Annotated in this window: 22 protein-coding genes and 3 riboswitches; of the genes, 11 read left to right on the top strand and 11 right to left on the bottom strand. The window is 67.8% G+C overall.

What is annotated here, in order from left to right; genetic code table 11:
- Positions 1-147: 147 nt before the first annotated feature.
- A complete protein-coding gene (locus ABZ909_RS39675; RefSeq protein WP_354834180.1) occupies positions 148-570 on the top strand; it encodes a holo-ACP synthase in 423 nt (140 codons plus the stop codon).
- Positions 571-602: 32 nt separating this feature from the next.
- On the opposite strand, the gene ABZ909_RS39670 is transcribed toward ABZ909_RS39675, so the two are convergent.
- On the bottom strand, positions 603-1,241 hold the full coding sequence (locus ABZ909_RS39670) for a TetR/AcrR family transcriptional regulator (protein WP_230329926.1): 639 nt from the start codon (positions 1,239-1,241) through the stop codon (positions 603-605).
- Positions 1,242-1,544: 303 nt separating this feature from the next.
- Between ABZ909_RS39670 and ABZ909_RS39665 the strand changes: the two genes are divergently transcribed.
- A complete protein-coding gene (locus ABZ909_RS39665) occupies positions 1,545-2,846 on the top strand; it encodes a hypothetical protein (protein WP_357010877.1) in 1,302 nt (433 codons plus the stop codon).
- A 113-nt stretch (positions 2,847-2,959) separates the two neighbouring features.
- On the opposite strand, the gene bcp is transcribed toward ABZ909_RS39665, so the two are convergent.
- Positions 2,960-3,433, bottom strand: coding sequence for a thioredoxin-dependent thiol peroxidase (gene bcp / locus ABZ909_RS39660; RefSeq protein ID WP_357010875.1), 474 nt, complete (start codon positions 3,431-3,433; stop codon positions 2,960-2,962).
- A 140-nt stretch (positions 3,434-3,573) separates the two neighbouring features.
- On the opposite strand from bcp, the gene ABZ909_RS39655 reads away from it, so the two are divergent.
- A complete protein-coding gene (locus tag ABZ909_RS39655; RefSeq protein ID WP_357010873.1) occupies positions 3,574-3,798 on the top strand; it encodes a DUF3618 domain-containing protein in 225 nt (74 codons plus the stop codon).
- A 146-nt stretch (positions 3,799-3,944) separates the two neighbouring features.
- Here ABZ909_RS39655 and ABZ909_RS39650 read toward each other — a convergent pair whose 3' ends face one another.
- On the bottom strand, positions 3,945-4,247 hold the full coding sequence (locus ABZ909_RS39650) for an excalibur calcium-binding domain-containing protein (RefSeq protein ID WP_357010871.1): 303 nt from the start codon (positions 4,245-4,247) through the stop codon (positions 3,945-3,947).
- A gap of 391 nt (positions 4,248-4,638) precedes the next feature.
- On the opposite strand from ABZ909_RS39650, the gene ABZ909_RS39645 reads away from it, so the two are divergent.
- Positions 4,639-5,103, top strand: a complete 465-nt coding sequence (locus ABZ909_RS39645) for a MarR family winged helix-turn-helix transcriptional regulator (RefSeq protein WP_357010869.1) — start codon at positions 4,639-4,641, stop codon at positions 5,101-5,103.
- On the opposite strand, the gene ABZ909_RS39640 is transcribed toward ABZ909_RS39645, so the two are convergent.
- Together ABZ909_RS39640 and ABZ909_RS39635 are read right to left on the bottom strand one after the other, a co-directional pair.
- Positions 5,100-6,146, bottom strand: coding sequence for a crotonase/enoyl-CoA hydratase family protein (locus ABZ909_RS39640; RefSeq protein WP_357010867.1), 1,047 nt, complete (start codon positions 6,144-6,146; stop codon positions 5,100-5,102). The two genes, ABZ909_RS39645 and ABZ909_RS39640, sit on opposite strands and share 4 nt — an antisense overlap.
- A gap of 50 nt (positions 6,147-6,196) precedes the next feature.
- The gene (locus ABZ909_RS39635) at positions 6,197-6,511 is read right to left on the bottom strand and encodes a hypothetical protein (protein WP_357010865.1); all 315 of its coding nucleotides are present in this window, start codon (positions 6,509-6,511) and stop codon (positions 6,197-6,199) included.
- Between the two features lie 164 nt (positions 6,512-6,675).
- Between ABZ909_RS39635 and ABZ909_RS39630 the strand changes: the two genes are divergently transcribed.
- On the top strand, positions 6,676-7,533 hold the full coding sequence (locus tag ABZ909_RS39630) for a GNAT family N-acetyltransferase (protein WP_357010863.1): 858 nt from the start codon (positions 6,676-6,678) through the stop codon (positions 7,531-7,533).
- A 16-nt stretch (positions 7,534-7,549) separates the two neighbouring features.
- Here the strand turns inward: ABZ909_RS39630 and ABZ909_RS39625 are convergent, their stop codons facing one another.
- Entirely contained in the window at positions 7,550-7,996 is a 447-nt protein-coding gene (locus ABZ909_RS39625) for a MarR family winged helix-turn-helix transcriptional regulator (protein WP_357010861.1), read from the bottom strand.
- Between the two features lie 78 nt (positions 7,997-8,074).
- On the opposite strand from ABZ909_RS39625, the gene ABZ909_RS39620 reads away from it, so the two are divergent.
- From ABZ909_RS39620 to ABZ909_RS39610, 3 genes are all read left to right on the top strand, one after another.
- Positions 8,075-8,449: a cupin domain-containing protein gene (locus tag ABZ909_RS39620; RefSeq protein WP_357010859.1), complete on the top strand. Its 375-nt coding sequence runs from the start codon at positions 8,075-8,077 to the stop codon at positions 8,447-8,449.
- Between the two features lie 87 nt (positions 8,450-8,536).
- Positions 8,537-9,358 carry an acyl-CoA thioesterase domain-containing protein gene (locus ABZ909_RS39615; protein WP_357010857.1) on the top strand — a complete coding sequence of 274 codons (822 nt, stop codon included), beginning with the start codon at positions 8,537-8,539 and terminating at the stop codon, positions 9,356-9,358.
- A gap of 154 nt (positions 9,359-9,512) precedes the next feature.
- Positions 9,513-10,196, top strand: coding sequence for a hypothetical protein (locus ABZ909_RS39610; RefSeq protein WP_357010855.1), 684 nt, complete (start codon positions 9,513-9,515; stop codon positions 10,194-10,196).
- Between the two features lie 62 nt (positions 10,197-10,258).
- Here the strand turns inward: ABZ909_RS39610 and ABZ909_RS39605 are convergent, their stop codons facing one another.
- Entirely contained in the window at positions 10,259-11,170 is a 912-nt protein-coding gene (locus ABZ909_RS39605; RefSeq protein WP_357010853.1) for a LysR family transcriptional regulator, read from the bottom strand.
- Between the two features lie 61 nt (positions 11,171-11,231).
- Between ABZ909_RS39605 and ABZ909_RS39600 the strand changes: the two genes are divergently transcribed.
- Positions 11,232-11,582 (top strand): DoxX family protein, encoded by a 351-nt coding sequence (locus tag ABZ909_RS39600; protein WP_357010851.1) that lies wholly within the window; start codon positions 11,232-11,234, stop codon positions 11,580-11,582.
- Between the two features lie 227 nt (positions 11,583-11,809).
- On the opposite strand, the gene ABZ909_RS39595 is transcribed toward ABZ909_RS39600, so the two are convergent.
- The 4 genes from ABZ909_RS39595 to ABZ909_RS39580 form a co-directional block, all read right to left on the bottom strand.
- Complete coding sequence (locus tag ABZ909_RS39595; protein WP_357010849.1) at positions 11,810-12,088, bottom strand: DUF1918 domain-containing protein; 279 nt, start codon at positions 12,086-12,088, stop codon at positions 11,810-11,812.
- Positions 12,089-12,279: 191 nt separating this feature from the next.
- The gene (locus ABZ909_RS39590; protein ID WP_357010847.1) at positions 12,280-13,617 is read right to left on the bottom strand and encodes a phosphoribosyltransferase; all 1,338 of its coding nucleotides are present in this window, start codon (positions 13,615-13,617) and stop codon (positions 12,280-12,282) included.
- Between the two features lie 392 nt (positions 13,618-14,009).
- Positions 14,010-14,801: an SHOCT domain-containing protein gene (locus ABZ909_RS39585; protein ID WP_357010845.1), complete on the bottom strand. Its 792-nt coding sequence runs from the start codon at positions 14,799-14,801 to the stop codon at positions 14,010-14,012.
- Positions 14,802-14,953: 152 nt separating this feature from the next.
- Positions 14,954-15,874 (bottom strand): hypothetical protein, encoded by a 921-nt coding sequence (locus ABZ909_RS39580; RefSeq protein ID WP_357010843.1) that lies wholly within the window; start codon positions 15,872-15,874, stop codon positions 14,954-14,956.
- Positions 15,875-16,108: 234 nt separating this feature from the next.
- A riboswitch (M-box (ykoK) riboswitch) is annotated at positions 16,109-16,280 on the bottom strand.
- Between the two features lie 102 nt (positions 16,281-16,382).
- Positions 16,383-16,561: riboswitch (M-box (ykoK) riboswitch) on the top strand.
- Positions 16,562-16,638: 77 nt separating this feature from the next.
- On the opposite strand from ABZ909_RS39580, the gene ABZ909_RS39575 reads away from it, so the two are divergent.
- Together ABZ909_RS39575 and ABZ909_RS39570 are read left to right on the top strand one after the other, a co-directional pair.
- Entirely contained in the window at positions 16,639-18,006 is a 1,368-nt protein-coding gene (locus tag ABZ909_RS39575) for a stealth conserved region 3 domain-containing protein (protein WP_357010841.1), read from the top strand.
- 608 nt (positions 18,007-18,614) lie between these two features.
- Positions 18,615-18,786, top strand: a riboswitch (M-box (ykoK) riboswitch).
- 292 nt (positions 18,787-19,078) lie between these two features.
- Entirely contained in the window at positions 19,079-19,789 is a 711-nt protein-coding gene (locus tag ABZ909_RS39570; protein WP_357010839.1) for a hypothetical protein, read from the top strand.
- The last annotated feature ends 330 nt before the right edge of the window (positions 19,790-20,119 follow it).

Raw genomic sequence — 20,119 nt, 5'->3', positions numbered from 1 at the left:
AGCCCGCTGTTTCCATGTCCGTGAGCGGACCAAATGACACTGCGCGGACCGGGACATGTGTTCGAGGGAGCCTACGGTGCCGTAGGTCCGCTGGTATGTTCGCAGCCAATTCGACTGCACGCACAAGGAATCTAGGAGTCCCGCACTGTGACGATCCTGGGTATCGGCCTGGACTTGGTCACCATCTCCGAGTTCGCCGAACAACTGGAACGCACCGGAACCACCATGCTCCGGGAAAGTTTCACCGCTGGGGAACGGCGCTACTGCCAAAGCAAGGGCACAGACCCGGCCCGGAGTTACGCCATCCGGTGGGCCGCCAAGGAGGCGGTCATCAAGGCGTGGGCGACCTCTCGCTTCGCCCGCAGCCCGCAGATCGGGGACAACCCGTACCCGTTGATCGAAGTCGTGAACGATGCCTGGGGACGGCCCAGCATCAAATTGCACGGGCTGGCAGCGGAATTCCTGCCCCGGGTGCGAGTTCACCTGTCGCTCACCCATGATGGCGACACCGCCGCCGCCATGGTGGTGCTGGAGGACCCGGGCGAACTGGCCGATCTGATGCGCGACTGATCCGCGCCGATCAACAAGGGGGAGGGTCGCGATTACTCCGGATCGAAGGTGGTGCGCTGCCCGCCGGAGCGCGATTCCTTTTCCGCGATCAGCAGATACGCCACCATGAGGCGCTTGAGCTCGGCGACGGCGTCCTCATGGCTGAGCCCGTCCTGTACCGAGAAGTTCAGCATCGAGTACACGACGTGCACCAGCACCTGCGCCATCATGGAGCGGCGGCCGCGCGGGGTGCGCGGCATGAGCGGGCGCAGCATCTGCGAAACCGCTTCGGCGAACTCCTTTTCGTGGATCGCGCCGGTCGCCCGCGTGGACGGGGTGGACTGCATGGCCAGCCACACCTCGCGCCGCGACGGGTCGGTCATCCACAGATCGGCCAGGTGATCGACCAGCTGCGTCATGTGCCGCAGCCAGTCCATGGACGGGATCTCGCCGTGGAAATCGGCCAGCTCCTGCGAAACCGCCACCAGGTCTTGGCGATTCAGCTCGCAGACGATGACGTACTTGTTGGCGAAGAACTGGTAGAGGGTGCCGATCGGCACTTCCGCGCGGGCCGCGACCTCCTCGCAGGTGAACGATTCGAAGCCGACCTCGACGAGTAGTTCCCGGGATGCCTGCAGCAGGGCGTCGAACTTGCGTTTTGATCGTTCCTGCGTCGGGCGGCGACGGGGCATCAGCTCCTGTGGATCGTCCTGCAGCTCCAACGCAGGGTCCGGTCGTCGCGTCGACCCGGTTCCCGTGCGTGCTTCCACGATGAACAGCCTACGGGTAGCGACACGCGCATGACACGCTGCGGTACTTCGTGTGTCATCGCATCCCACCCATCCACGCCGCGTTCGGCTCCGAAGACCCATCGCAGCTGCCTCCCAGCTGCGGATCTCTGCCGGCGCATATCGACTGTCCGTCCCTGTGCACATCGCCAGTACGTCGACGTTGGAAGGCTGATTGTGGTTGCTTCTACCCATGTTCGTTCCGCGGTGACGATCGGTGTCGCCACCGAGCGCGGCACGGTGCGCGCTGTAGCCCTGGCCGAAGACGGCGACAAGGTGTCCGAGCGCGTGGTGGTCGAGCGTGTCGAACCGATCGTCGGAGATACGAAGGCCGACTTGGCGGTCGCGGTGGAGTCGGCGCTGGAGTACATCGCCGACCGGATCGGTACGGGCCGTGAGATTCTCGGCGCCGCGGTCGCCTACCGGGATACCGCCGAGCGCCGCGCGATCGTCACCAAGCTGGCCGCCGGCTCCTGGCGCGATGCCTCCCTGGTGTCGGCCAAGGCCGCGCATCTCGCGGTGGCGCGCGCCATGACCTGGGTGGACGAATTCGAGGATCTCGCCATCTGCGAGGTGGTGCCCGGTTTCCAGGCCTTCTCACTCATCTCGCCCGAGCGTAGCCGGGTGCTCGCCGCGGTGACGCTCACCGGTGGCGCGGCTACCGAGGAGTCCATGCGCAGCGCCGTCACCGCCGCCTGGGATCAGTTCGACGCGGCGGGCGTGAAGCCGGACGCGGTGGTGCTGATCGGTTCGGCCGCAACGGAACCCGCGGTTGTGGCCGCCCTGGAATCGGGCTTCGGTGCACCGGTCATCCCGTGCTCGGTGGCGGCGGCCGCCCCGGCCATCGGTGCGGCCCTGGCCGTCCTACCCGAGGCCGAGTTCGCGGGCGAGGCCGCCGACCGCATCCGCCGCGCCCGCGGTACCGCGGCACTGTTCGCCGCGGCCAGCGTGCTGATGGGCGGTCTGGTGGCGGGTGGGATCTATGCCTCGGGCAGCGACTCCAAGAAGGTCCCGGCCCCGGTGCTCATCGATTCCCGGGTCTCCGCCGACGTGCACAACGGTGCCGAGCATCCGGCCGGCGAGGCACCGGCGCCCGACGCCTCGGACATCGGATCCGGCGGTCCCGTGGTCGACGGGCTGCCGATCGGACCGGTCGCTCCGACGGATGGGGTTACGCCGAACTCCGGTCAGTCCGCGCCCGAACTGCAGCCCGGCGAAATGGTGACCATCGATCCGGCCACGCTCAACTGGGGCCCGCGCGGCGACAACCTGCGGACCGGCGGGAAACCCAGGCCGCTGATCAAGGCCAGGCCGGACCGGGAGGTCGCCTCAAGTCCGGGGTCGATCATCCCGGCCCCGACCCACGCGGTCGGCGCACCCGCCGAATCCGGGCTGTTCCCGGGCGAACTCGCGCCCCCGCCGCCGGGCACGACCGCGTTCTCCTCCTGGTGGGACAACCACTGGCGCATGATGCTCCAGTGGGCCGCGCAGGCGATGCCGAAGGCGTAGCGGCTGCCCTCTACTCGACATTCTCGCCGGAATCCCGGCCCGAATCAGGGCCGGGATTCCCGGTTTTCGCGTCGGGGCCGGTTGCCGGCGCTCGGGTCTTCCGGGGTTCGCGGTCAGACCGACAGGTCGCGGCGCAGCTTGGCGACGTGCCCGGTGGCCTTCACGTTGTACTGCGCGACCTCGATCTTCCCGTTCTCGTCGACCAGGAAGGTAGAGCGGATGACGCCGGTGACCTTCTTGCCGTACATCATCTTCTCGCCGAACGCGCCGTAGGCGGACAGCACCTCCTTGTCCGGATCGGACAGCAACGGGAAGGTGAGCTGCTCGGTGTCGCGGAACTTGGCGAGCTTGGCCGGCTTGTCGGGGGAGATGCCGACGACCTCGAGGCCGGCGCCTTCGAGATCGGCCAGGTTGTCGCGGAAGTCGCAGGCCTGCTTGGTGCAACCGGGCGTGCTGGCGGCCGGGTAGAAGTAGACGATCACCTTGCGCCCGCGATAGTCCGACAGCGAGACGTCCTTGCCGTCGGCGTCGGGCAGGGTGAAGGCGGGCGCGGTGTCGCCGGGACTGAGTCGGTGATTCTCGGTCATGCCGCCACGCTAGTCGACGGGCTCGAGTCGGTGTTGGCGATACACTCCTGAGCAGGCCGGCTCGCATGCGCCTGTGTCGCGCGAGTGGCCCCGAGACGACAGTGCCGCCTTCCAGCGCGGCTTCCAGACAGGAGTGTGACGTGGCGAGAGATACCGAGGCGATCGAGCGGGAGATCGAGGCAGCACGCAACCGGCTCGCGAGCACCCTCGATGAACTCGCGGTCCGCGCCGATCCGCAGCGGCTGGCCGACAATGCCAAGCGGTCGGTCATGGCGAAGCTGAACCAGCCCAAGATCAAGTACAGCCTCATGGGCGCCGGCGCCCTGCTCGCGACTCTGGTCGTGGTGAAGATCTTCCGCCGCTGAGCCGCACCGACTCTCGAATGTGGCCCGGTCCGACAGGGCCGGGCCACATTTTTGTCGCGGAGCGGGCGTGGCAAAAACCTCGAGGCCCGGCCCTTCCGGACCGGGCCTCGAGGTTGCTCGAGACGGCTGAGCCGCGCAGCGATGAATCAGACGGTGGGGCAAGCCATTCCGGTGCCGTCCGGGTCCAGGTGCGGGCTGTAGCCGGGCTGGCCGCGGAACAGCGGCGCCACGCCGGCCGCGCGGGCCTGGTCGCAGTTCTCGTAGACGGGTCCGCCGGCCGAACCGGTCTGGGACAGGCCCGCCGAGCCGGTCGCGGCGGAGCCGGTGTCGATGGCGGAGGAACCGGTGCCGGAGGAACCGGTGGGGACGTCGGCGAGGGCGACGGTCTGGGCTGCGATGGTCGTCAGTCCCGCGACGCTGGCGGAGACGAGAAGCCGGCGAACGTTCATGTATTCCTCAATGTCGGCGCGATAGGGGGTGGCAACTGGCCCGGTTCGGCGCGGATGTGCCACCGCCGCCGCGGGCGGTTGCGGCGCGGTGACCGGTCCGGGCTCGGCGTCGAGTTTTCTGGGGCAACGTTGCATTGTCAACCGGATGGGCTATTCATCCAGGTGAATTAGGGGATTTACCCCGAATGCCGGAACCTCTTCTGCCGGTGGGTGTCTCATTCGTCCGGGTCGGAAATGCGCTCGCGCATTGACGATTTCCGCCAGAACTACGCAAATTGGACGGTCAGTACTGTACGGCAGGACACTGCCCGATGACCGCGCGGATTCGCCGTGAAGTTCCTGAGGATCTTCTTGGTGTCCGTGTCAACTATTCGTCGATACTATGGATGCCATGACGCGCTGGCTGACCGATGCGGAACAGACGACCTGGCAGTCCTACATTCGCATGCGGCAACGCCTGGACGCCGCCCTCGCCGCCGGGCTGGCCCAGGACGGACTGTCGACCTCCGACTACGAGGTGCTGGTCGCGCTGTCCGCGGCCGGCGGGCTGCTGCGTGCCAAGGAACTCGGCGCGGAGATCTGCTGGGACAAGAGCCGCCTGTCCAAGCACCTGTCGCGGATGGCGACCCGCGGCCTGGTCGATCGCTGCCAGGCCGTCGACGACGCCCGCGGCCGGGAGGTGCGGCTGACCGACGCCGGGCGCCGGGCGCTGGAGGCCGCCGCCCCCAATCACGTCGAGCTGGTGCGGCGGCTGTTCATCGACGAGATGACCGCCGCGGAGGCGGTCGCGGTGCGCTCGCTGGCGGAACGGGTCGTCGCCGAGGTCGAGCGCACCGACGTGGAGGGAATCGCCTAATCCTCGGGCTGCTCGAACTGGGCGCGCTTCCAATCGCCGAACGGTTCGTCGCGCTCGCGGACCGCCTCGCGGAAACCGGCGGTGGCCGAACGCAATTGGAAGGCGTAACCCTCGCGGGTGTGCCGCGAGATGCCGTCGAACACGGTGCTGACCATGCCGGAGTTCGCCACGCCCTGATTGAGCAGCGCGCTGTTGAGTGCCAGCTTCGCCATCACCAGCTGATTGATCGGCACCCGCGAAATGCGTTCCAGCAGTTCCTCGGTGCGTTCGTCGAGCTCGGCGGCCGGTGGGGCCTCGATGGCCAGGCCCCACTCCAGCGCCTGCTTGCCGCTGAGGCTGTCGCCGGTGAACAGCAGTCGCTTGGCGCGCTGGTCGCCGACCCGGTGCGCCCACATGCCGGCGGCCGGAATGCCCCAGGTCCGGGTGGGTGGGTAGCCGAAGCGGGCGTCCTCGGCGCAGATGATCTGATCGGCGAACAGCGCGATATCGGTGCCGCCGGCGATGGCGAAGCCGTGCACCTTGGCGACGGTCGGCTTATTGGCGTGCAGCAGGCTGGCGAAGCCGCGGTTGAAGCGCGACATCATGGCGTAGTCGACCATGGGATCCCAAGTGCCCCAGGGATTGTGATTGCGCGCCTGCACGACCGGGTCGAGCACCGTGCCCTCGGTCGGCTGGGCGCCCTCGGCCGGGACAACGGTGCTGGCCTCGTGATTGTTCTCGGCGAAGATCGACAGGTCGTAGCCGCCGCAGAAGCCCTTGCCGCGCCCGCTCACCACGATGACGTGCACGCGCGGATCCAGGTCGGCCCGCTCGACGGCGGCGGCCAGTTCGATCGGGGTGTCGGCGGTGATGGCATTACCGCGTTCGGGCCGGTTGAAGGTGATGCGGGCGATGCGGCCGGTCACCTCGTAGGTCAGCGTGCGGCCGGTGTATTCGTTCACCGGTTCGGGGCGGCCCGCGAACAGCGAGTCGTCACCGCCGGTCAGATCGTCGCGCCAGGCAGCCGGGCGGGTGCCGGAGTGGTTCTCGTAGTCGGGGGACACTCAAGCAGTGAACCCTGGTTCATTTCTTGCTGTCAAGGGCTTCCGCCTTCCTACTCCCAGGGTTTGACCGGCGGTTTCACCCAGAGGATCTTCTCGTCCAGCCGCTCCCGGCGGGCCTGCGGATGCCCGGGATTGCGCTCGGCCCAGGCATCCTTCTCGCCGAGCAGCCCGGCCACCACCTGCCAGGTCTCATCGGTGCTGGGCGGATTGGTGTCGGCCGCGCGCGCCAGCTTGCGCCGTTGTGCGGCGGGCAATTCCAGCAGTTCGGGTCCGCTGATGCCGCGCGCCCAGAGATAGGCCGCCAGGCGCCGGGCCTTCTCCTCCCGACTGCGGCTGGCGTGATCGGAGTGTGCGTAGTCGGCCATATCATCCTCGAACTCCGCGCAACCCCGCAGGTCGCGGGCCATGTCTCCTCGACCCTACCGGAGTGCCGGGGCCGGCTCGCCGGGCGCTCCGCCAGGCGGAGAGCGCGCCCGCCGTGTCCTCGAATCTCCGCGAGTCGCAGAGCTTTTGCGGTTACCGTGGTCGCATGCCGGATGCCGTGCGTATCGATGGTCTGGTCATTGCCCGCGCCACCCCGGCGGAATGGGCCACCGTGGTGGAGTGGGCCGCCGCCGAGGGCTGGAACCCGGGGCAGCGTGATGTCAACGCCTTCTTCGCGCAGGATCCCGACGGGTTCCTGCTCGGACGGGTGAACGGGGAGCCCGCCACCGCGGTCTCGGTCGTCAACTACGGCGACGACTACGCGTTCCTGGGCTTCTATCTGGTGCGCCCGGACCTGCGCGGGCGCGGGTTCGGCCTGGCCACCTGGGAAGCCGGGCTGAAGCACGCGGGGGAGCGGGTCGTCGGGCTCGACGGAGTGCCCGCGCAGCAGGACAACTATCGGCGGAGTGGATTCGAGCTCGCCTACAACAGTGCGCGATTCGTGGGCGTACCGCGCCTACCGCTGCCGGATGACACGGTCACCGCGCTCGCGCCGGCGGATTTCGCGGCGCTGCAACCGCACGACTCGGCGTGCTATCCCGCGGACCGGCCGGTATTCCTCAGTGCCTGGCTCGCCGAGCCGGGGCATCGAACCTTCGCCCGCATTGTCGACGGCACGGTCACCGGCTACGCCACCCTGCGTCCGGCCCGGGATTCGCTGCGCGTGGGCCCACTGTTCGCCGATACCCCCGGCGACGCGCATCAGCTGCTGGCGGCGCTCGCCGCGCACGCGGCGGGTATGCCGCTGGCGGTGGATGTCCCGCTCGACAACGAGCCCGCGGTGCGGTTGATGGAGGCGGCCGGGTTGACCCCGAGCTTTGAGACCGCGCGCATGTACACCGGGCCCGTCCGCGCGTATCACCGGGAGCGGGTCTACGGAGTGACCTCCCTCGAACTCGGCTGAGCGATAGTGGAATTCGTCACCAGGCCGACGGGCGCACTCGACCAGGTGTGACAACCCGCGCGAGGGCATTGCGCAGTTCGACCGTCGCTGCGGGTCCCAGCGTCGCGGCCCACCGTTCGGTGAAGCGGGCGGCGGCGGCGTCGGCGGCACGGGTGCACGCCCATCCGCGTTCGGTGAGCGTCACGAGTTTGGCGCGCGCGTCGTGTGGATGTGGATTGCGTTGCGCGTAGCCCTTTTTGACGAGTTCCTCGACCAGCTGGCTGGCGGCCTGCTTGGTCACCCCCAGATGGTCGGCGATCTCGCCGACCGTCGCGCCGTTCGGCGCCATGCGCACGAAGGCGAAGCCGTGGGTGGGCCGGATGTCGGTGAATCCGGCCGCGACGCACCCGTCATTGATGGCGTCGGTGACCTCCGCGGCGGCCGCGAGCAGTAGCAGCGGCAGGTCCTGTGCGTATCCGGGCATGTCTGGAATCTTGGCACTTGACAAAGAAGTCAACAAGCTTGACTATATAGTCAAGTAAATTGACTAAAGGAGATGGCAATGCCTGTAATCCACGCCGCCGACGCCCAGTCCCACGAAATGCACGGCTCCCGCTTCACCCCGCTGGTCCGCCCCAGTACCGGCAGCAGTGAACTGTGCCTGTGGCGGCTGGAGATCGCGCCCGGCACCCAGGGTGTCCCGCACCGCGTGCACCGCGAGGAGGCGTTCGTCCTGCTCGCGGGCTCGATCACGCTGACCATCGACGGCGAGGCCGCGCGGCTGGCGCCCGGTGACGCGGCGGTGGCGCCGGCCGGATCTGCCATCCGCCTGGACAATCCGGATGACCAGACTGCCGAGGTGCTCGTCAACGCGCCCGTTGGTTTCACCGGCGAGCTGCTCGACGGCACCGTCGTCAACCCGCCGTGGGTGAACTGATCACCCGCTGATTGGGGCGTGGGTCTTCCCTCCCGTTTCTGTAACGTGTTCTAATTCGGGAGCTCATCAACCGGTAGGGGAGACACCATGGCTGCGTTCTTCACCCACGAGAACGGTCGCTTCACGGCGACTCGCATGGCGGTCAGCGCCTGGTCCTCGGGGCAGCTCGCGGGCACAGCCGTCTGTGGTCTGCTGGCCCACGAACTCGAAACACACCGCCCCGGACCCGATTTCGTGCCCGCGCGCTTCACTGTCGATCTGTTCAGTCCGGTCCTGAACGAGCCCATCGAACTGCGCAGCTCGATCGTCCGTGATGGCAATCGAATCCGTGTGGCCGACGCCGCCATCGTCCAGCACGATCGCGTGCGTGCCCGCGCCACCGTGCAATTCCTGGTCGCCACCGTCGAGCCACCGGGCCGGATCTGGCAGCCCGCCCAGGACCTCCCCGCCCCGGCGGCCCGGCTCGACGGCCCCGAGGGCAGCCCGCCGCTGTTCAAGTCCGGGTCCTTCGACTGGACCCACGATTTCGCCTCCGGCGTCAATCCGCACCGGAAGGCGGCCTGGAACAATGTCCCGTCCCTCATCGAGGGCGTGGCCATCACGCCGTTCGAACGCGCGGCCTTCGTGAGCGACTCCACCAACCTCGTCTGCAACTGGGGTACCGAGGGCGTCGGCTATATCAACACCGACGTCACCATGACGCTGTCCCGCCTTCCCGAGGGCGTGGAACTGGGTCTGCAGGCGCGAGACCACGTCTCCTCGAACGGCATTGCCGTCTCCACGGCGACCCTGTACGACCGCGGTGGCGAGCTGGGCGTGTGCACGATCACCGCGCTGTCCAATGCCCGCCGTCAGGTCGATATGGCCGCCTTCGCCGAAGCTCACGCTTTCCCGGCTTCCGCCAACTGACCGGTCCGGGGCGATGTGCGTTGTCGCACATCAGCGCCCGAAATGAGCCGACCGACTCCGGTCGTGAGGGCTCGCACAATTTTTGCCCAAGATCAACTCGATCCCCTTGACTGATGCTGTCCAGCAAACACACTGACATCCATCGGGGGAAGAGATGGCCGTTCGCCATACCGCCAGAAATGTTCGCCGCGCCGCGGTTCTCGTCGCACTGCCCGTCGCTGCGTCGCTGACCGTGGCCGGAATCGCCTCGGCCGCACCGGTTCCGCAGGCCGCCGAGACCGGCCCGGCTGTCGCGGCCCCGCCAGTCGCGGTTCCTGCCGTGCAGCCGATTGCTCTGTCCGGCATCGAGCTCCAGGTGCAGCCCGTCGCGGCCACCGGCTCGGTTCCGGTCGAGCCGGTGGCGCCCATCGACGACCCGGCCCCCGTCGACCCGAACAAGATCGGCACCACAGCTCTGACCGGCGCCGGCATCGGCGCGGCGGTCGCGGGCATTCCGGCCGCGGTGGCGGGCGGTGTGGTCGGCGGTGTCGTGGGCGCTGGAATCGGCGTCGCCGCAGGCCTTGTCGCTGGAGCGGGCGGCACCGCCCTGGCCTCCTCACTGGCCGCTCTCGCCGGGTGCGCCACCGGTGTCGGCTGCGTCATCGTCAGCCCGGCGCTGGCAGCCGAGGTGGTCGCAGCCGTGCCGGTGGCCGCCGGTTCCATGGTGGCGGGTGGCGTCATCGGTGCGGTCGTCGGAGCGGGCATCGGTGCCGCCGTAGTGGGCGTCCCCGTGGCGGGCATCGGTGGCATCGTCGGTGCGGGCGTCGGCGCCGGCGCGGCCGGAGCAGGCGTGGTCTGATCCGACTCGGCTCCAAGGGAATACGGCTCAGGCCCGGCAAATCGCCGGGCCTGAGCCGGTTTTCACGCGGTGCTCGCGGGCGGCGTCTGCCGGTGATCGAGGCAGCTGCGGACGAAGTCCCGCACGACCGGATCGGCGTCCGCCCCGGGCCGCCAGGCGACACCGGCCCGGCTCGGGCTCACGCCGCTGACCGGGCGGTAGACGATGCCGGGACGCGTATAGAAGCGCGCCGCGGATTCGGGCGCGAGGGCGATCCCGTCACCGTTGGCGATGCAGATCAGCCAATCGTCGGGGTGTTCGGTGACCGCGCCGATCCGCACCGGATGCCCGTCGCGCTCGTCGGCCGCCAGCCAATAGTCGCGCCACACACCGGTTTCCGGCGGGGCCGCCACGAACGGCTCGTCCCACAGTTCACGGAACGGGATCACTTCGCGGGTGGCGAGCGGGTGCAAGACGGGTAGCGCGACCCAACGGGGTTCGGTCAGCAGCAACTCCACCCGGAACCGCTCCTGACCGGGGAAAGGCAACCGCAGCAACGCGACATCGACCTCGCCGGCGGCCAGCCCCGCAGTCGGGTTCGACCAGGCTGCTTGGCGCATCTCGATACGCCACTCCGGCCGGCGGCGGACGAAATCCGCGATGATGAGCTGGGTGGCCTCGTTGGCCCCGCCTGCGATGAACCCGACTCGCAGTACGCGCGCCGCCGCGCTGGCAGCGCTCATCGTCTCGGTCAGCGCCCTATCCCAGCTGGTCAGCACCTCCGGCGCCCATTGCACGAGTGCCCGCCCCGGTTCCGTCAGCGCCATGCCGGATTTCGACCGCGTGAACAGCCGCACCCCGAGCTGGTTCTCCAACTGCTTGATCTGTTTCGTCAGAGCCGGCTGCGACACGAACAACCCCTCCGCCGCGCGGGTCAGATTCCCTTCCCGCGCCACGGCCACGAAATACCGCAGCAACCGCGTGTCCACATCCATGCCTTCAGGTTATCGATGCAGGTATTGGACGCGGAAAGTCACGGTCGGCCAGCATCGTTGAGTGTTCATCGCCTACCTGTTCTGCACCCTCGTCGCGATCGCGCTCAATGGCGGCATGGCCGTCGCCGACTTCGCCCGAGCAAAGTTCGTCCTGGCCAACTCGGCCGAAGTGAACTTCCCCGCGTCCTGGATCCCCCTTGCCGGCGCCTCCAAAGCCGCCGGAGCCCTCGGCCTCCTCCTCGGCCTCCTGGGCGCCCGCGCTCTCGGCATCGCCGCCGCCCTCTGCCTGGTCCTCTACTTCATCGCCGCAATCGTCGTCCACATCCGCGCCCGGGTGTTCCACAACATCGCTTTCCCCGCAATGTACTTCGCCTTCGCCGCAGCATCCCTGATCTTCGCCCTCGCCCGGTAACGCCATCCCCGACTCCGGCGTTGCACACAGCCGGCTTCCGAGTCGGGTTCGAACGCCTGCGCGGCCGCGGCCAGCCGGTTCGCTCAGACGTCAGCGCGGTTTTCAGCGAGGCGGTTTCGATTCGTGCAGTAGTTCGCGGGCCGAAGGTCCTCGGCACGGGGCCGGAGTGCCCGGGTCGGCGGGTCAGTGGCGAGATCGTTGCCGGTCGTGCGCCGACCAGGACCTGGTCAGCCCCGGCCGTCCGCATCGGAGTGGGAGGCCGGTACATGCTGCATCGACGAGTACCGTGCCGCGGCGATCTCCTCCTGGGCGCGCAGTTCCGCGCTGGTCCGCACATATGCGTCGGGGCCGGGAAAGGTCAATGCCCGATGCCCGGTGTCGGTCCAGTGCACGAGATACGGCGGTGCGCCGTCCGTGCCGTGCACCTCTTCGATGAGACCGCGACGGACCACGCCCCCGACCGCGCGTCCTTCGACGATCAGCCAGTCCCCTCGTTGTGCTCGCATCGAACGACCTCCTTACCCGTCGGCCGGAAACTCGTGTCTCGAATCTCCATCGTGATAAGGCCAGGCGATCCCCGGGTAGGGCCGGAAGTCCCCACGCGGGACCTGGCCGCCCGTGTGATCAACCACGCGACCAGGAATCGGCCAGTGGCGCACCCGTGCCCAACCGAACCGATACCCGGCCTCCGGGTCGCTCACGCCGATCCCTCCGGCTCGGCCGTAGTAGTGGGCAACCGGGTGGTGAACCAGTCCCGCGCGAGCTCCGCGGCCTGGCGCAGGGTGCCCGGTTCCTCGAACAGATGGGTCGCGCCGGGCACCTCGGCCAGCACGGTCTCACATGACATTGCCTTGGCCGCCTGGCGATTCAGATCCATGACCAGGTGGTCGTGACCGCCCACGATCAGCAGAGTCGGTGCCCGTACCGCCGACAGTGCGCGGCCGGTCAGATCGGGTCGCCCGCCGCGAGACACCACCGCCCGCACGTGCACACTCGGATCGGCGGCGGCGCGCAGGGCAGCGGCGGCACCGGTACTCGCCCCGAAATACCCGATCGGCAGCCCCTCCGCGTGTTCCTGTCCGCTCAACCAGTCGGTGACCGCCACCAGTCGCCGGGCCAGCAGGTCGATATCGAACACATTGGCGCGGTTGACTTCCTCGGCCGTGGTGAGCAGGTCGAACAGCAGCGTGCCGAGTCGGGCCTGCTGCAATACCTCGGCGACGTGGCGGTTACGCGGGCTGTGGCGGCTGCTGCCGCTACCGTGCGCGAACACCACCACACCGATCGGATGCTCTGGAATGGTGAGATGCCCTGACAGCATGGCTTTTCCGGCCTGCACACACACCTCGTCGTCGCGCAGCGGCGGATCCGCGTCCGGTCCCGGCTGTGGCCGCGGATCCCGGGCGGCGGCGCGAGCCAGCAGCTCGATGACTTCGTGGTCGCTGGTCTGCTCGAAGTGGTGATACCACTGGCCGACCGCGTAGAAGAACGACGGTTGCTCGAGGCAGAGCACCTCGTCGGCTTCTCGCTGCAGCCTGAGTAGTGCGTCCCGGGCCGCGACCGGCACCGCCACCACGACCCGCGCGGCGCCCTGCGCCCGGGCGACCTGGCAGGCGGCCCGGGCGGTCGCGCCGGTCGCGACGCCGTCGTCGACGATCACCGCGACGCGGCCTCTCAACGGGATGCGTGGGCGGCCGGACCGGAAGCGAGCGGCGCGCCGGTTCAATTCCGCGCGTTCGCGCTCCTCCACCCGTGCCATCTCCGTGCCGGACAGGTCCGCTCGCTCCACCACGATGTTGTTGATCACCCGCACCCCGTCTTCGCCGAGAGCGCCGAAGGCGAGCTCGGGCTGATGCGGGACGCCCAGTTTGCGCACCACGATGACATCCAGCGGCGCTGGCAGCCGCCAGGCCACCTCGAACGCGACCGGGATGCCGCCGCGCGGCAGCCCCAGCACGACGACATCCGTATCAGGCTGTGTTCGCAGCCGTTCTGCGAGCCGACGGCCCGCCTCGGCGCGATTCTCGAAGTACATCGAAACCTCCTTAAGGCAGGCACTTCCAGCCTCACAGCCACCGGCTGCCACCGGCAGATCCGGTTGTCGCCGGTCGGGAGAGTCGTTGGTCCCACGACGACCTCGGAGACATCGGTTGCTGATAGCGGAGGTGGGTTTCGGCGCATCGCCCGTGCCGCCGTCCTGCGACTCTCCGGAGAACCCAACGTCGAGCAAGCCGAGACCACCCACAACCCCGCCCTGCCGTTATCTGAGCCCCGAAAAAGGTTGCCGCTCTACGCATCGTGCCGGACCGTCGCTCCCCGCGGCGATACCGATCTGGTCACGCAGGAAATCGACGACCTCACTGATCTCGGCCTCGGCCCCGGTTCAGCCGGCGACATCAAGTTTCGAGGATCCCGTTGCGGCCGGGGTCAGGGATCTAGCAGGGTGTCTTTCGCGCGCTGGAATTCCAGGTCGGTGAGCAGACCCTCGCGGTATATAGCGGCGAGGCGTTCGAGTTGGTCGAGCCTTTCGGCTTGCGAGCCCTCGCTGATCGTGGTGGTCGTGCGCACCGGGCGGTACCAGGGAACGGCCAGCTGGTTGCGGGTCGGGTCGGAACGGCGGTAGACGGCGCGGACCGGGAGATACAGCCATGACATACCTGCCCTGACCCGGCGGGTGTGGTCGAAGCCGTCGGAGTCGGTGAAGGTCATCAGTGCCGTGCCGTGGTTGTCCACGGTCTCGAACCGGGTCAGGCGGGCCGGGACCGAAGGATGGCCGAGCAGGCGGACCACCGTCCCGGTCATGGCCAGGTCGTAGAGCAGGCCCAGGGCGGCGACGCCGACACCGACCCAGCCGATGACCGTCCAGATGGTGATGGCCGTGGCGTCCCGCTCGAGCGGTATCGCGCCTTCGGCGATCGCCGCGTGCCAGCCGCTCACGAAGGCGAAGCCACACAGGGCGAGTGCGCTGCCGAATCCGGCCATACGCAGGATCAGCCAGGAGGAACCAACGAGGGCCACATCGGCGGCAATGCCGCCGATGAGGTACAGGACCCGAAAGTCGTTGGTGCCACAGCCTTCGCTGTCGCAGGTCCAGGGGATGTCATGGGCTACATACATACTTCGCCGAAGCAGCAGCCATGTGACGGTACCGAGCAGGATGGAAAGGATGAGCAGGGCGACACCCACGGGGCGCCGACCCGACCCGGCGGTGTCGGACACGCCCCGATTATCCGGTGGGATGGCCGTTTTCGCAGGACAGCCCGGATATCGGAGGTCATGGACCCCGTTCCGAGCGGGCGTGCTCGCGTACCTATCGGTCCGGTTCCTGGTCAGGTACTTCGATAGCCCAGCCGGGCGTTGTGTCGAGGCCGCTAGCGGGACACGGGTGTGAGCGAGGTCGTCGACGGTGTCGTGGCATCGTGCAATACGGTCAGGCCGGCCGTGAGTGCCGAACCGCCTGCCGTCCAGCTGGTCCCGGCAGGTTGGGTGGTCAGCACCACGATCGTGAAGCGCAGCAGGTGGTCGGATCCGGTGTCGACGAGGCCGCTGGTGTTCATGGTCGTCGAGGTGTCGAGCGCCATCCAGCCCTGCTTGATCGCGCGGGGTGCGCCGGGGAAGGCGTCTGGGATGCCGAAGTATTGGTCGGTGCCGTCGGCGGCGATACGGCTGGCGTTGCGCAATCCGTTCATGATGACCTCGCGGGCCGGTGCGGGGATCGCAGTGCTCAGGTAGCGGTAGACGCTGACGACGTCCCTTGGCGTGGTGAGGGTTTCGCCCCATTCGGAGGGGTCGTTCGGTGGCTGGGTACCGGTGAGCCCGATCAAATCGATCATCCGGCTCACAATCGCGGTGCCGCCGTTGTCGCACCACAGTTGATCGGCGATGTCGTCGTCGCTGGCGGACAACATTCGGTCGAGCATTGCCGAGGTGGTCGAATCCGCTTGCCAGACTTGGCTGTGCAGTGCGTCGAGTGCAATCAGCAATTTGACCACCGACGCGGTGTAGAACTGCTGATCGGTGTCGAGTTCGGCGAGCGTGGCACCGGTGGCGGTGTCGATGACGTCGATGCCGACCTCGGTGCCGGGGGAGGCGTCCTGGATCGCGGACCGCATCCGCTCGGCCAGTTCCGTCGGCGGTAGGGCGGGTCGCGCCGGGCTCACGGGCGCGGCCGACGCGTCGAGGGGGGCCGCTTGGATCACGGCGAAGGCGAGCAGGCCGGACGCGGCGCCCAGCCGCCACGGTCGGAATGAGCTTTCGCGGCGCGCGACCGCGCCGGCGGGGGTTTTCCGCATCGATAAGACTTTCGAGATTCGAAATCGGCATTCTTGTGCCGCAGGGCAGCGTGCAGGGCAGAGTCGAATCGGACTCTGCTGGCTGGGTGCCCGACGGCGTTGCCCTGATTCGGAAGGACTTGGATACGGACCATCGGTGGAAGTCATTGTCGTCGTCCTCACCTCCTCGGGGCCTGGGCCTGATATGGCGTCACGGGGGCACACGAGGAGTTATCGGCGGCCCGATGCCACCGACGCGCACCCCTCTCGTCAGAGCTTCGGCACTGCACGACGTATCCCGTTGGGCGGGAAGCCACCTGGGGTTACCCCTTAATCCGGGGAAACCTGTCCTGATCCTGGGCGTCTCTCGACGTCGTCGGATCAGTGGCCTGTGTTCATACAGGAGCCTCGCCTAGCGAGGTGCTGATTGCGGCCGTCAGCTTGGCATTACTCGATGGCCGGAGTCAACCGGGCCAGGTGTGACAACGGTTACCTGGGGCGAGTTTTCGAGGCTGCGGCTATAGTCGGTGCTGCACCTCGTTAGGTGAGGCTCCTTTTCGAACACAGGCCACTGATCTCACGACGTCGAGAGACGCCCAAGCTCAGGACAGATCTTCCCGGATTAAGGGTTGATCCCAAGTGGCTTCCCGCCGGATCCCCGGCAGGGATACGTCGTTCAGTGCCGAAGCTCAACGTGTGGGGTTGTGTGCGACGTCTGTCCGTTCGCGCAGGCACTCCTTCGTGCGTTCACTGAAACCTGTTGAGTCCATAAGTAGGTGTGACGAATGAAGAACCTGATGACATGCGTTCCGGAGGCCGCAGGCGGCACCGAGCGGACCGCAGTGGAGAATCTGCTGCTCACTCGCGGCGTACTGCTCGCGAACAATATTCGGTTCCTGCTGATCAGGACCGCGGACGGCGAGCCCGCGCTGGCACTGGGCGAGCAGTTCCGGGGACTGGTCGCCCCGTTGTTGCGGGTCGGCGGCGGCCCGGGCGCGATCGAGATCGAATTCTGGGATTTCGGCGCCGACGAGGTGCGCTGCCCGCGCCCGAATGCTTTGACCCGCACCAGTTTTCCGGCCGCAGACCTGGAACTTGCGCAGATCCAGCGGTACGGCAGCGACTGGGTGTCCCTGGAGGGGATGTTCGAACCGCATGCGGGCGACATCGGATTCCCCATCGACATCGTGTTCGACTGGGTCGACGGCAATGACCCGGCACTGGCCGCGCGGCGCGCCGCCGCCGCGGTCGGCGTCAGCTTCGGCGAGGGCGACGCCGCTCCGGCGCGCACCCGCCAGATCGATGAGCTGCGTTTCGCACTGCGGTCGGTGCACGACTACGCACCGTGGGTGCACCGGATCTTCATCGCCACAGACTCGACTCCGCCCAACTGGCTCGCCGACGATCCGAAGGTGACGATTGTCCGTGCGGCGGAACACTTCTCGGACCCGAACAGTCTGCCGACCTTCAACTCGCACGCGATCGAGACGCAGCTGCAGCACATTCCCGGGTTGAGCGAGCATTTCATCTACGCCAACGACGACATGTTCTTCGGTCGCCCCGTCGCGCCGGAGATGTTCTTCACCTCCGGGGGCATCAGCCGGTTCATCGAATCCGATCTCCGGATCGGCACCGGACCGAATGCCGAGCAGCGCAGCGGATTCGAGAACGGAGCGCGGGTGAACCGGGCACTGCTGCGGCATCGATTCGGGCACCTGATCACCCGCCACCTGGAACACGCGCCCACACCGCTGCGCCGCAGCGTGCTACTGGAAATGGAGCGGGAGTTCGCCGAGGACTTCGCCAGGACCCAGGCCAGCCCTTTCCGCTCGGCCACCGACATCTCCGTCACCAACTCCCTCTACCACTACTACGCCCTGCTGACCGGCCGGGCGGTCCGGAACGAAACCGCGTGGGTGCGCTACGTCGACACCACGACCTTCGACGGGCTTGACCAGCTCGGCATCCTGTCGGTTCGCCGCGACACCGACTTCTTCTGCCTCAACGACAGCAGCTTCCCCGAGGTCGAGGAGTCCCACCGCGCGTCGCGGGTGCGGTGCTTCCTCGAGCACTACTTCCCCCGGCCCGCACCGTGGGAGCGCACCGCCGCCCTGATGCCCGACCGGGCGGAGTCGGACACCGTCGCCGCATAGCCGACACGGCGGGTTCCGGACCGGATTGCACTGTGTCGCAACCGATCCGGGATTTCGTATGCCCAATTCGAGTTACCCGATTCTCATGAGCAGAGCTAGTTCCAATGGGGCAGTCGGCTGCGGTATCCCGCACCGTCGATCGACTACCGATCATTTCGATCGGCGGTACCGGGTCTTTCGGGGGCCGGCGGGTGTTGATCGTGGAAAGCAAGAACGCCGATCCGGCGGAACTGAGCCGGGCGCTGGCATGGAAGGGCAGCTCGTCCCGGAGAGCCGAAACCGGTGCGCGGGCTGCGGATTCGCACGAACCCGCGGATGTTGTGCTGCTCGATATCGACCGGAGGGGCAGGGACGGGCTGAATGTGGTGCGCTCGATCCGGGAGCTCAGCACCGTTCCGATCGTCGTGGCCACGGCTAGGGAGTCCGAGCTCGACCCCGTGCCCGCCGCGGTCGGGAGCGGCCCGCGGCACCCGATTTCAACAACGAGCACGGTGTGGCCTCGGCCACATCCGCGCCGAATTTCCTACGGGGAAATGGCAAACGGGTTCGCATAGAAGATGTCCGAATTGACGAAACAGACCCGTTGGTGTCACGCTATGCGACGTAAATCAGCACCTCGCTAGGCGAGGCTCCTGCGCGAACACAGGCCACTGATCCGACGACGTCGAGAGACGCCCAGGATCAGGACAGGTTTCCCCGGATTAAGGGGTCACCCCAAGTGGCTTCCCAGGCAATGGGATACGTCGCGTAGTGCCGAAGCTCTGACGAGAGAGGTGCCCACCCGATCCGGTCTTCTACCTGGGTGGACTCCTCGTGTGCACACGTGCTGGCGCCCCCGTGCGCCCCGGCCGCAAGGAGGTGAGGAACGACAGTGCCATCCGGCGATAGTCCGCATCCGAGTCAGTTGTTCCCCGCACCCGATTGCGGGTGGAAACACGCCACACGAGCCTGAATCATTCACGATTCCCTTTACGCGACCGCATGCTGTCTCACGCGCGGCGTGTAATTCGTGCTGGCCATTTCACCCCATTCGAATTCACCCATCTCCCTGAATTTCGAAGGTTTTATCCCGATGAGGAAGCTCACCGCTTACACCCTTGCCGCCGCCGTCACCGTCGGTGTTGTGGCCTGCAACGCGCAGGACGCCAAAGCCGATGCGACGCCGGGCATCCACTGGACCACCAAGGTGGTCGACAAGTCCGTCGTGCTCACGACCGACCTGGGTTCGCTGACCACCCAGGAAGGCCAGTTCCAGGTCCGTGACACCAACGGCGGTCTGGTCACACAGTTCCCGCTGAGCTGGCTGGACAACGCGGGCGCGCACCCGATCGCGGCCCAGATCGACGGCAACACCGCCACTCTCACCCCGAACATGGACCCGGCCGCCGTCACTCCGGCCCCGGTCCTCCCGGCTCCGGTCGTGAAGGACGTTGCCAGCCAGGCCGATCAGGACGCCGCGTTTTCCGCCGCGGTCAACCAGTTCGGCATCGTCACCTCCATGGGCACGATGATCGGCACCCTCGTCGGTGGCGTCGCGGGCTGTGTCATCGGTGCGGCGGGCGGCGCCATCGCCGGTGTCGTGGTCATGTCGGTGCCGACCGGCATCGCGGGCTGTGTCGCCGGTGCGGCCATTGGCATTCCGCTGGGCGCCGCGGCCGGGCTGGTGGTCACCGGTGTGCCCGCCGCCATCGCGGTCGGCATCGGCCTGGCCCAACGCCTGACTGCGCCGGACTCCACCCCGGCGCCCGCCACCGCCCCGGCTCCCGCCGACCCGGCCGCCTAGTCAGCGGGTCGATTGCGCAGGTGCGAAAGCCGCACCGGCGCAATCGAATCCCGCAGGAAGCGACGCTGCGCCGTCGCCCAGGGCCTGCACGACAACCTGTCCGGGTGCGAGGACGGTCGCCAGTACGGTTCGACGGAGAGCCGACGGCGGGCAGACCGGTCGGGGTGTGGTGCGACGGTGCTGGGACTTGCGGTATCCGACAGCTCGAAGATAGTATGTGCGCATACTAAAGCGATTCGATCGAGGGAGATTGCAAGTCATGTGGAAGTTCGCGCACACCGAGTCCACCACCGCGACCCCGGCGCAGCTGTGGAGGCACTACGCCGACCC

The organism is Nocardia sp. NPDC046763, assembly GCF_040645495.1.
Classification (GTDB): domain Bacteria; phylum Actinomycetota; class Actinomycetes; order Mycobacteriales; family Mycobacteriaceae; genus Nocardia.
This window is presented reverse-complemented; position numbering and strand designations above follow the sequence as displayed.

Coding starts and splice junctions, on each gene's coding strand:
- ABZ909_RS39625 (WP_357010861.1), bottom strand. CDS start 7,996: ATGCCCGGATACGCACAGGACCTGCCGCTGCTACTGCTCGCGGCCGCC.
- ABZ909_RS39570 (WP_357010839.1), top strand. CDS start 19,079: ATGAGGAAGCTCACCGCTTACACCCTTGCCGCCGCCGTCACCGTCGGT.
- ABZ909_RS39635 (WP_357010865.1), bottom strand. CDS start 6,511: ATGGCCGACTACGCACACTCCGATCACGCCAGCCGCAGTCGGGAGGAG.
- ABZ909_RS39580 (WP_357010843.1), bottom strand. CDS start 15,874: ATGCGGAAAACCCCCGCCGGCGCGGTCGCGCGCCGCGAAAGCTCATTC.
- ABZ909_RS39670 (WP_230329926.1), bottom strand. CDS start 1,241: ATGCCCCGTCGCCGCCCGACGCAGGAACGATCAAAACGCAAGTTCGAC.
- ABZ909_RS39650 (WP_357010871.1), bottom strand. CDS start 4,247: ATGAACGTTCGCCGGCTTCTCGTCTCCGCCAGCGTCGCGGGACTGACG.
- ABZ909_RS39620 (WP_357010859.1), top strand. CDS start 8,075: ATGCCTGTAATCCACGCCGCCGACGCCCAGTCCCACGAAATGCACGGC.
- ABZ909_RS39590 (WP_357010847.1), bottom strand. CDS start 13,617: ATGTACTTCGAGAATCGCGCCGAGGCGGGCCGTCGGCTCGCAGAACGG.
- ABZ909_RS39575 (WP_357010841.1), top strand. CDS start 16,639: ATGAAGAACCTGATGACATGCGTTCCGGAGGCCGCAGGCGGCACCGAG.
- ABZ909_RS39630 (WP_357010863.1), top strand. CDS start 6,676: ATGCCGGATGCCGTGCGTATCGATGGTCTGGTCATTGCCCGCGCCACC.
- bcp (WP_357010875.1), bottom strand. CDS start 3,433: ATGACCGAGAATCACCGACTCAGTCCCGGCGACACCGCGCCCGCCTTC.
- ABZ909_RS39645 (WP_357010869.1), top strand. CDS start 4,639: ATGACGCGCTGGCTGACCGATGCGGAACAGACGACCTGGCAGTCCTAC.
- ABZ909_RS39605 (WP_357010853.1), bottom strand. CDS start 11,170: ATGGATGTGGACACGCGGTTGCTGCGGTATTTCGTGGCCGTGGCGCGG.
- ABZ909_RS39610 (WP_357010855.1), top strand. CDS start 9,513: ATGGCCGTTCGCCATACCGCCAGAAATGTTCGCCGCGCCGCGGTTCTC.
- ABZ909_RS39615 (WP_357010857.1), top strand. CDS start 8,537: ATGGCTGCGTTCTTCACCCACGAGAACGGTCGCTTCACGGCGACTCGC.
- ABZ909_RS39595 (WP_357010849.1), bottom strand. CDS start 12,088: ATGCGAGCACAACGAGGGGACTGGCTGATCGTCGAAGGACGCGCGGTC.